Source organism: Stappia sp. TSB10GB4 (genome assembly GCF_900185745.1).
In the GTDB taxonomy this organism is placed as follows: Bacteria; Pseudomonadota; Alphaproteobacteria; order Rhizobiales; family Stappiaceae; genus Stappia.
In genome coordinates this window covers 1-8,110 of sequence record NZ_FYAV01000008.1, presented here as the reverse complement: position 1 = coordinate 8,110, position 8,110 = coordinate 1, and the positions used below count along the sequence as shown (strand labels likewise).

Genomic DNA, 8,110 nt, shown 5'->3' with positions numbered 1-8,110 from the left:
CCCGATGGCGACGCCTCGTGCGCGACTATGAGCAGCGCATCGACGTCTCTCATGCCATGATCCTCGTCGCCATGGGCGGAAACCTGCTACGCAGAACAGCTCATCCCTGATTTTCCAAACGGACTCTAAGGCCAATGTATTTTGGAGACCAGTAAATTTGTTCCATTATGTCCCAGTATTTCGTATTCCATGTGCCGATGGATTTCATTTAACTCTCCTGAGAAGGAATTATTCGTTCGATTGCTAAAAACTGGAATAATATGAGTTTTTTGGATCGAGATGACAACTCATCGTCTGGCATGGTGGTGGTGAGCCATGGCTTTTCAGCGCTAGCGTCATCCCGCACGCAGCGCAGCGAAGATGCGGGATCGGAGAGCCGAGGGCGGTAGCGGAGGGCTTTGCCAAGAGAGGCAGCCTCTGTGGCTCGTCGATTCCGGGTTGCGGCTGCGCCTTGCCCGGAATGACGAAGAGAGAGGTCGTGCCGGGACGACACGCAGAGAGCGGCGCCGGTGTGCTCGAACGCGACCTTGCAATCATTCGCGCGCGCCTCTCCAGCGTCCTCCCGCACGCAGCGCAGCGGAGATGCGGGAGGACGAGGCGAGGGCGGCTGCGGAGGCGCTTCGCCAAGAGAGGCAGCCTCTGTGGTTCGCCGGTTACGGGTCGCGGCTGCGCCTTGCCCGGAATGACGAAAGGAGGGGTCGTGCCGGAGAGCCGAGGGCGATTGTGGAGGCGCTTCGGCAGGGACGGCAAGCGCCGTGGCTCGCCGGAGAGCCGGGGCGGCCACCGGAAGCGCCGGGCGAGCCGGCCCGGCAGCCGTGAGCCGCAGGCGGACGGCAAAACGGCTTCGCAGGGCGGGGCCCGGCGAAGCCGTGGGACGGGCGATCGGGATGTGATCGGGAAGGTGCCCCTCGGGCGGAGGAACGCCCGGCGATCAGCCGAAGGTGACGTTGATGATCTCATAGGCGCGGGCGCCGCCGGGCGCGGTGACCTCGACGCTGTCGCCGACGGCCTTGCCGATCAGCGCGCGGGCGATGGGCGAGGAGATCGAGATGCGGCCGAGCTTCACGTCCGCCTCGACATCGCCGACGATCATGTACTTCTTCTCTTCCTCGGTGTCCTCGTCGATGAGGGTGACCGTGGCGCCGAACTTGATCGTGTCGCCGGACAGCTTGGTGACGTCGATCACCTCGGCGCGGCCGAGCTTGTCCTCAAGCTCGCTGATGCGGCCCTCGTTGAGGCTCTGCTGTTCCTTGGCGGCGTGATACTCGGCGTTCTCCGACAGGTCGCCATGGGCGCGCGCCTCGGAGATCGCCTGGATGATGCGCGGCCGCTCTTCCGACATCCGCTGCTTCAGCTCCTTCTCGAGCATGGCATAGCCAGCGCTTGTCATCGGAACCTTTTCCATAGGTCTTCGACCCTTCTTCTTCGCGCCGCCCACAGACGTCGCGCGTCAAAAAAAATGACGCCCGGCAGGGCTTGGCCCGGCCGGAACGCTCACAAGACTCAGGTCCGGAGTCACTCGTGCCTGAACTCACTCAGACTCAGAGCCATTCAGACCCGGAGTTATACCCTCGTGATTTCAGGCCCTCGTGATTTCAGGCCTTCGTGAAGTAGGCCTGCAACGGAACCACTTCAAGGTTGCCCGAGGCATAGGCCTCGATCCCCTTTGCGGCCGCGATCGCACCAGCCAAGGTCGTGTAATACGGCACCTTGTGCAGCAGGGCCGCGCGGCGCAGCGACCTGCTGTCGGAGAGAGCCTGGGCGCCTTCGGTCGTGTTGAAGACGAGCTGGACTTCCCCGTTCTTGATAGCATCGACGATGTGCGGCCGGCCTTCAAGCACCTTGTTCACCTTGTCGCAGGAAATACCCTGCTTCTCCAGGAAGCTCTGGGTGCCGTGGGTGGCGATGATGCGGAAGCCGATGCGCGCCAGGCGGCGGATCGGATCGAGCACCCGCTCCTTGTCGGCATCGCGCACCGAGACGAAGACGGTGCCGCTGGTCGGCACGCGCGTGCCGGAGCCGAGCTGCGACTTGGCGAAGGCCACCTCGAACGTGCCGTTGAGGCCCATCACCTCGCCGGTGGAGCGCATCTCCGGGCCGAGTACCGTGTCGACGCCGGGGAAGCGGGCGAAGGGGAACACCGCCTCCTTCACCGCGACATGGTCGAGCTTTTCGGTCTTCAGGCCGAAGGAGGCGAGCGGCTCGCCGGCCATCACCCGCGCGGCGATCTTGGCGATCGGCACGCCGACGGTCTTGGCGACGAAGGGCACGGTGCGCGAGGCGCGCGGGTTGACCTCCAGCACGAAGATCTCGCCGTCCTTGATGGCGTACTGGACGTTCATCAGGCCGCCGACGGCCAGCGCCTTCGCCAGCACCTCGGTCTGGCGGGTGAGCTCGGCCACCATCTCCTCGGAGAGCGAATAGGGCGGCAGCGAGCAGGCGCTGTCGCCCGAGTGAATGCCGGCCTCCTCGATATGCTCCATGATGCCGCAGACGAAGACGTCCTTGCCGTCGGCGAGCGCGTCGACATCGACCTCGATGGCGCCGTCGAGATAGCGGTCGAACAGCAGCGGGTTCTTGCCGAGCACCGTGTTGATCTGACCGGTCTTGTCGTTCGGATACTTGGCGCGCACGTCGGCCGGCACCAGCTCGGGCAGGGTGCCGAGCAGGTAGGCGTTGAGCGCGTCCTCGTCGCGGATGATCTGCATGGCGCGGCCGCCGAGCACATAGGACGGGCGCACCACCAGCGGCAGGCCGAGTTCGGCGACGATCAGCCGGCTCTGCTCGACCGAATAGGCGATGCCGTTCTGCGGCTGCTTCAGGCCCTGGCGGTGCAGCAGCTTCTGGAAGCGGTCGCGGTCCTCGGCAAGGTCGATCATGTCCGGGGCGGTGCCGAGGATCGGCACGTCGGCCTCGACCAAGGCCTGGGCGAGCTTCAGCGGCGTCTGGCCGCCGAACTGGACGATGACGCCGTGCAGCGTGCCGTTGGTCTGCTCGGTGCGGATGATCTCCAGCACGTCCTCGGCGGTCAACGGCTCGAAATACAGCCGGTCCGAGGTGTCGTAGTCGGTGGAGACGGTCTCCGGGTTGCAGTTGACCATGATGGTCTCGAAGCCGGCATCCTGCAGCGCGAAGGCGGCATGGCAGCAGCAATAGTCGAACTCGATGCCCTGGCCGATCCGGTTCGGCCCGCCGCCGAGGATCACCACTTTTTTGGCATCGCTCGGGCGCGCCTCGTCGGCGAGCTTGCCTGCGAAGGGCGTCTCGTAGGTGGAGTACATATAGGCGGTCGGCGAGGCGAACTCGGCCGCGCAGGTGTCGATGCGCTTGTAGACCGGGTGCACGTCGAGCCTGCCGCGCAGCGCCTTCACGTCGGCCTCGTCGAGACCGGCGAGCGAGGCAAGGCGCGCATCGGAAAAGCCCATCGCCTTGAGGCCGCGCATGGCGACCGCATTGTCCGGCAGGCCGTGGGCGCGCACCTTCTCCTCGGTGTCGACGATGGCCTTGAGCTGGCGCAGGAACCACGGGTCGATGTGGCAGGAACGGTAGACCTGCTCAATGTCGGTGCCGAGGCGGAAGGCCTGGGCGCATTTGAGCAGGCGGTCCGGCGTCGGCGAGGCGAGCGCGGCACGGATGGCGTTCTTGTCGTCGTTCTGGCCAAGGCCGGGGATCTCGACCTCGTCGAGGCCGGTCAGGCCGGTCTCCAGGCCGCGCAGCGCCTTCTGCAGGCTCTCGGCGAAGGTGCGGCCGATGGCCATGACCTCGCCGACCGACTTCATGGCGGTGGTCAGGGTCGGCTCGGCGCCGGGGAACTTCTCGAAGGCGAAGCGCGGGATCTTGGTGACGACATAGTCGATCGACGGCTCGAACGAGGCCGGGGTGGCGCCGCCGGTGATGTCGTTCTCCAGCTCGTCCAGCGTGTAGCCGATGGCGAGCTTCGCCGCGACCTTGGCGATCGGGAAGCCGGTCGCCTTGGAGGCGAGCGCGGAGGAGCGCGACACGCGCGGGTTCATCTCGATGACGATGAGGCGGCCGTTCTGCGGATTGACCGCGAACTGGACGTTGGAGCCGCCGGTCTCGACGCCGATCTCGCGCAGCACCGCGAGGCTGGCGTCGCGCATGATCTGGTATTCCTTGTCGGTCAGCGTCAGCGCCGGCGCGACGGTGATGGAATCACCGGTATGCACGCCCATCGGGTCGATGTTCTCGATGGAGCAGATGATGATGCAGTTGTCCGCGCGGTCGCGGACCACCTCCATCTCGTATTCCTTCCAGCCGATCACCGATTCCTCGACCAGGACCTCGGTGGTCGGCGAGGCGTCGAGGCCGCGCTCGATGATGTCGAGATATTCCTCGCGGTTGTAGGCAATGCCGCCGCCGGTGCCGCCGAGGGTGAAGGAGGGACGGATGATCGCCGGCAGGCCGATGTCGTCGAGCGCGTCGAGCGCTTCGCCCAGCGAATGGGCGAGGCGCGAGCGCGGCGTCTCCAGGCCGATCTTCTCCATCGCCAGGCGGAACAGCTCGCGGTCCTCGGCCTTGTCGATGGCCTCGGCGGTGGCGCCGATCATCTCGACGCCGTATTTCTCCAGCACGCCCATCTTCTTCAGGGACAGGGCGCAGTTCAGCGCCGTCTGGCCGCCCATGGTCGGCAGCAGCGCGTCCGGGCGCTCCTTCTCGATGATCATGGCGACGATCTCGGGCGTGATCGGCTCGATATAGGTGGCATCGGCGAGATCCGGGTCGGTCATGATCGTCGCCGGATTGGAGTTCACCAGGATGACCCGATAGCCTTCCTCGCGCAGCGCCTTGCAGGCCTGGGTTCCCGAGTAATCGAACTCGCAGGCCTGGCCGATGATGATCGGCCCGGCGCCGATGATCAGGATCGAGGAGATGTCTGTGCGTCTGGGCATACTGGGCTCGCGGCTGGCCTTCGCCGGCTCCCCCGCACGGGCGGGATCCGGTCGCTGGCGACTTGATGGGTGAAATCTACGGCTGAGCGCGCCTTATAGGCAAAAAGCGCGGGAGGCGAAACCCCATCCGCGCGATGTTTCCAGCTCCTGGCGCGGGGGCGTGCGGTCACGCGCCGACGGCCGGCTCGGAGGCGGGAGACGCCGCGGTGGACGAGGCGGGCGGAAGGGCGGCGCGAAGGGGGGCGCCGAGCGGCGCCGGAACCGGCGCAAGGCCGTCGAAATCGGCGATGCCGGCGGAGAGTGCGAAGCAGGCAAGGCGCACCGCCTTGGGGATCTCGACGGGGCGGCCATTGCGATCGCCCTTCTCGTAATACTGGATCATCCGCTTCTTGAGGCCGAGCACCTCGGCGGCGTCCTTCTGCTTCAGCCCGAGCGACTTGCGCCACTTGCGGAACAGTTCGGGCGTCATCGAGGGAGCGGTCGGGGAGCGATCTTCGCGGGGGGGCGCCATGGGGCCGTCTCGTCGGGTTCGCGTTGGTCTTGCGCCGGGTGTTGCGTTTCGAGTGTGGCGTTTGCAGTGGAAAACGCCGCGCCTGAAGCGCAACCTTTGCGCCCGACTTGATCTTACGCGGGCACGCAAAAGTCAAACGGCAATCAGCGCGTTTACCCTGATCGGGACGCGTCCGACGCGAGCTTCCATAATCGCGATGGTTTCATATACTATCCGCGGCGGTCCGGCCCCCGGATCCTGCCCTACCGGCGCAGCCTGCCGGTCTCCCTGGACGGATCGTTGCCGAAATGCTGGTGAGATACGATGTGGCCGCCCCGGCGGATACGCTTCTCATTCATTCCCGCGCCCAGATCGGCCTTGCGGATTACTGCCGGCTGCGCGGCGTTCCCTTCGACGCGGTGCTGCGCGAGAGCGGATTGGACCGGGACCCCGTCAGCGCCTCGCTGGGCGGCTATATCAGCCTGCGCGCCCATAACAGCGCGCTGGAGACGGCGAGCCGGCTGGCCGGCGACGATACGTTCGGCCTCGGCTGGACCCGCTCGCTCGGCCCCGGACCGGAGGACACGGTGTCGCTGGCCCTGCGCCACGCCCCGGACTTCCGCACGGCGCTGGAGACCAGCGCCCGCTTCACGCGCATCGTCGTCGATGCCGCCGAGATCCGGGTCGAGTTCGACGGCGAGGAGGCGGAGGTCGCCTTCGGCTTCTCGCCGGAACTGGTGCGCTGCGACCAGTTGCACGACCGGGTGGCCAGCAAGGTGTTCACCCGGCTGATGCGCATCGGCGGCGGCACGGTGCAGCCGCTGGCGGTGCGCCTTGGGCGCGCGCGCCCGCTCAATGTCGGGCTGCACGACCTGTTCTACGGGGTGCCGGTGCGCTTCGGCGGGCCGCGCAACAGCCTGCGCTTCCGAATCGCCGGCGGACGCGGGGCCAATCCCTTGCGCGACGACGACCTGTTCGCCGCCCTGTGCGAATTGAACCGGCGCCGGCTCGACGACCGGCGGCGGGCGGAGGACTTCGTGGCGATGGTCAACGATGCCATTGCCGAGCGGATCGCCGATCCGCTGCTGACGATCGCGGAAGTCGCCCGCGACATGGCGATCAGCGTCAGGGCGCTGCAGCGCCGGCTGGCCGAACGGGACACGAGCTTCCAGGCCCTGCATGACGGGGTGCGCCGCCGCATGGCCGCCGATTACCTGGCCCAGACCGACCTGCCGATCTCCGAGATCGCCTTCCGGCTGGGCTTCTCGGCGGTGGGCAATTTCTCGCGGGCGGCGCGGCGCTGGTTCGGCCGGCCGCCGAGCGAGTGCCGGCGCGGCGCCCTGGTGGGCTGATCCGGCGGCATCTGCCGTAACGACACGGGTCAGGTCTTGGGAGAGGTCGCGGGGGCAGGCAGAACGCCCGCGGTGCGCGGGGCGAACCGCCCGCCGGCTCTGTCGTTTCACGTATATACTTTCGTCTCAAAGGATCTCTTCTGGAGAAACGATTTTCCTGAATTTCGGATGCCGGTTTGTTTTCTTATGTCCTTCATTTGTATGACTTTGCATAATACCTGTTGTTGTAAAGACCAGCCCGATTATTCACCGGGTATCAGATAGTGATATTACGTTTGTTGCCGTTGTGCCGGAGGGCAGGCTTTCTCGTGACCTCTTCGCCTGGAACAGGTGCCTGACGTTTTTTTCTCGAAACGAACGTAAGGATAAAAGATTGGCACGTAGGGAGAAGGTCGTGACGGAAAGGTGGTGGCATAGTTTGCGCCGTTGTGCGCGTTCCGGGCCGCGCCATTCGATCGGGACCTATGGAAAGTGAAATGACGGAACTCTCCAGAACTTCTGCGTTCGGACCGGACCTTGCAGGTCCGATCCAGATCGACGGCAAGAACGAGGCGCGGCTCTCCATCGCCGAGATGGCCGAAACCTTCGGCGTCACCCTGCGGGCGCTGCGCTTCTACGAGGAAAAGGCCTTGCTGCGCCCGGAGCGCAAGGGCGCGCGCCGCTTCTACGGCGCCCGCGAGATCGGGCGGATGAAGGTGATCCTGCAGGCCAAGCGGATCGGTCTGACCCTGGTCGAGATTCGCGAGGTGATCGCGCTTCTGGAAGGCAAGACCAGCCGCATGTCGCAGCTTCGCGCCTTGCGCGAGATGTGCGCGCGCCAGGAAGAGCTGCTGAACGAGCAACTCGCCCAGATCAGGGATCAGGCGAAGGAGACCACGGATGTCCTCGCCGCGCTCGACGGGCTGATCGAGGCCAATCCGCAGGCGTGACCAAGGGGCCGCGCGCCCTGCGATCGAGACAAGCAGCGCCGTCCGGGATGCCGGGCGGCGTTTTCGTGTGGGGGCGGGTGTTGCGGTCCGACGTCATCAACTCTGTTGTTGGATCTGGTCTCTGAGCCCGGCCGCTCCCCCTGTCCGCGGTCATCACGGGCTAGGCGAAGCCGCGACCCGTATGTGGACGGCCCCCTGAGGGCAAGCGATTAGTTGAGGCTCGCTCGGATCGACAGCGGTTCGTATGTCCGGCCTGTTTCGGCGGCATGGTGAACCGCCATGGCCCAAGATGGGTTGCGCGTGGGCGGCGCCTAACGGAACCACGGCCTCGACGGCCGGTCGGGTCGCACGGCGTGTCCGCCTCACGTGATCGATCGAACGCTCCATCTCCCTCTCGGCTTGCCGCTCCCTCAAGCCCGGCCGGCGTGG

General features: G+C 66.0%; 5 protein-coding genes and 1 pseudogene. 3 read left to right on the top strand and 3 right to left on the bottom strand.

The features are described from left to right. Positions 1-110, top strand: a pseudogene (locus TSB10GB4_RS00155) (IS5/IS1182 family transposase); the annotation flags it as partial. A gap of 821 nt (positions 111-931) precedes the next feature. Here the strand turns inward: TSB10GB4_RS00155 and greA are convergent. From greA to TSB10GB4_RS00140, 3 genes are all read right to left on the bottom strand, one after another. After that, positions 932-1,405, bottom strand: coding sequence for a transcription elongation factor GreA (gene greA / locus TSB10GB4_RS00150; RefSeq protein ID WP_186387269.1), 474 nt, complete (start codon positions 1,403-1,405; stop codon positions 932-934). Positions 1,406-1,595: 190 nt separating this feature from the next. After that, on the bottom strand, positions 1,596-4,910 hold the full coding sequence (carB, locus tag TSB10GB4_RS00145; protein ID WP_186394069.1) for a carbamoyl-phosphate synthase large subunit: 3,315 nt from the start codon (positions 4,908-4,910) through the stop codon (positions 1,596-1,598). 166 nt (positions 4,911-5,076) lie between these two features. Further along, positions 5,077-5,421, bottom strand: coding sequence for a helix-turn-helix transcriptional regulator (locus TSB10GB4_RS00140; RefSeq protein WP_244296391.1), 345 nt, complete (start codon positions 5,419-5,421; stop codon positions 5,077-5,079). 287 nt (positions 5,422-5,708) lie between these two features. On the opposite strand from TSB10GB4_RS00140, the gene TSB10GB4_RS00135 reads away from it, so the two are divergent. Both TSB10GB4_RS00135 and TSB10GB4_RS00130 read left to right on the top strand, forming a co-directional pair. Beyond that, positions 5,709-6,752 carry an AraC family transcriptional regulator gene (locus TSB10GB4_RS00135; RefSeq protein ID WP_186394068.1) on the top strand — a complete coding sequence of 348 codons (1,044 nt, stop codon included), beginning with the start codon at positions 5,709-5,711 and terminating at the stop codon, positions 6,750-6,752. Positions 6,753-7,228: 476 nt separating this feature from the next. Further along, a complete protein-coding gene (locus tag TSB10GB4_RS00130) occupies positions 7,229-7,681 on the top strand; it encodes a MerR family transcriptional regulator (RefSeq protein ID WP_186394067.1) in 453 nt (150 codons plus the stop codon). The last annotated feature ends 429 nt before the right edge of the window (positions 7,682-8,110 follow it).

What these genes read in the sequence shown, in the direction of transcription:
- greA (WP_186387269.1), bottom strand. Translation starts at nt 1,405, where the DNA reads ATGGAAAAGGTTCCGATGACAAGCGCTGGCTATGCCATGCTCGAGAAG.
- carB (WP_186394069.1), bottom strand. Translation starts at nt 4,910, where the DNA reads ATGCCCAGACGCACAGACATCTCCTCGATCCTGATCATCGGCGCCGGG.
- TSB10GB4_RS00140 (WP_244296391.1), bottom strand. Translation starts at nt 5,421, where the DNA reads ATGGCGCCCCCCCGCGAAGATCGCTCCCCGACCGCTCCCTCGATGACG.
- TSB10GB4_RS00135 (WP_186394068.1), top strand. Translation starts at nt 5,709, where the DNA reads ATGCTGGTGAGATACGATGTGGCCGCCCCGGCGGATACGCTTCTCATT.
- TSB10GB4_RS00130 (WP_186394067.1), top strand. Translation starts at nt 7,229, where the DNA reads ATGACGGAACTCTCCAGAACTTCTGCGTTCGGACCGGACCTTGCAGGT.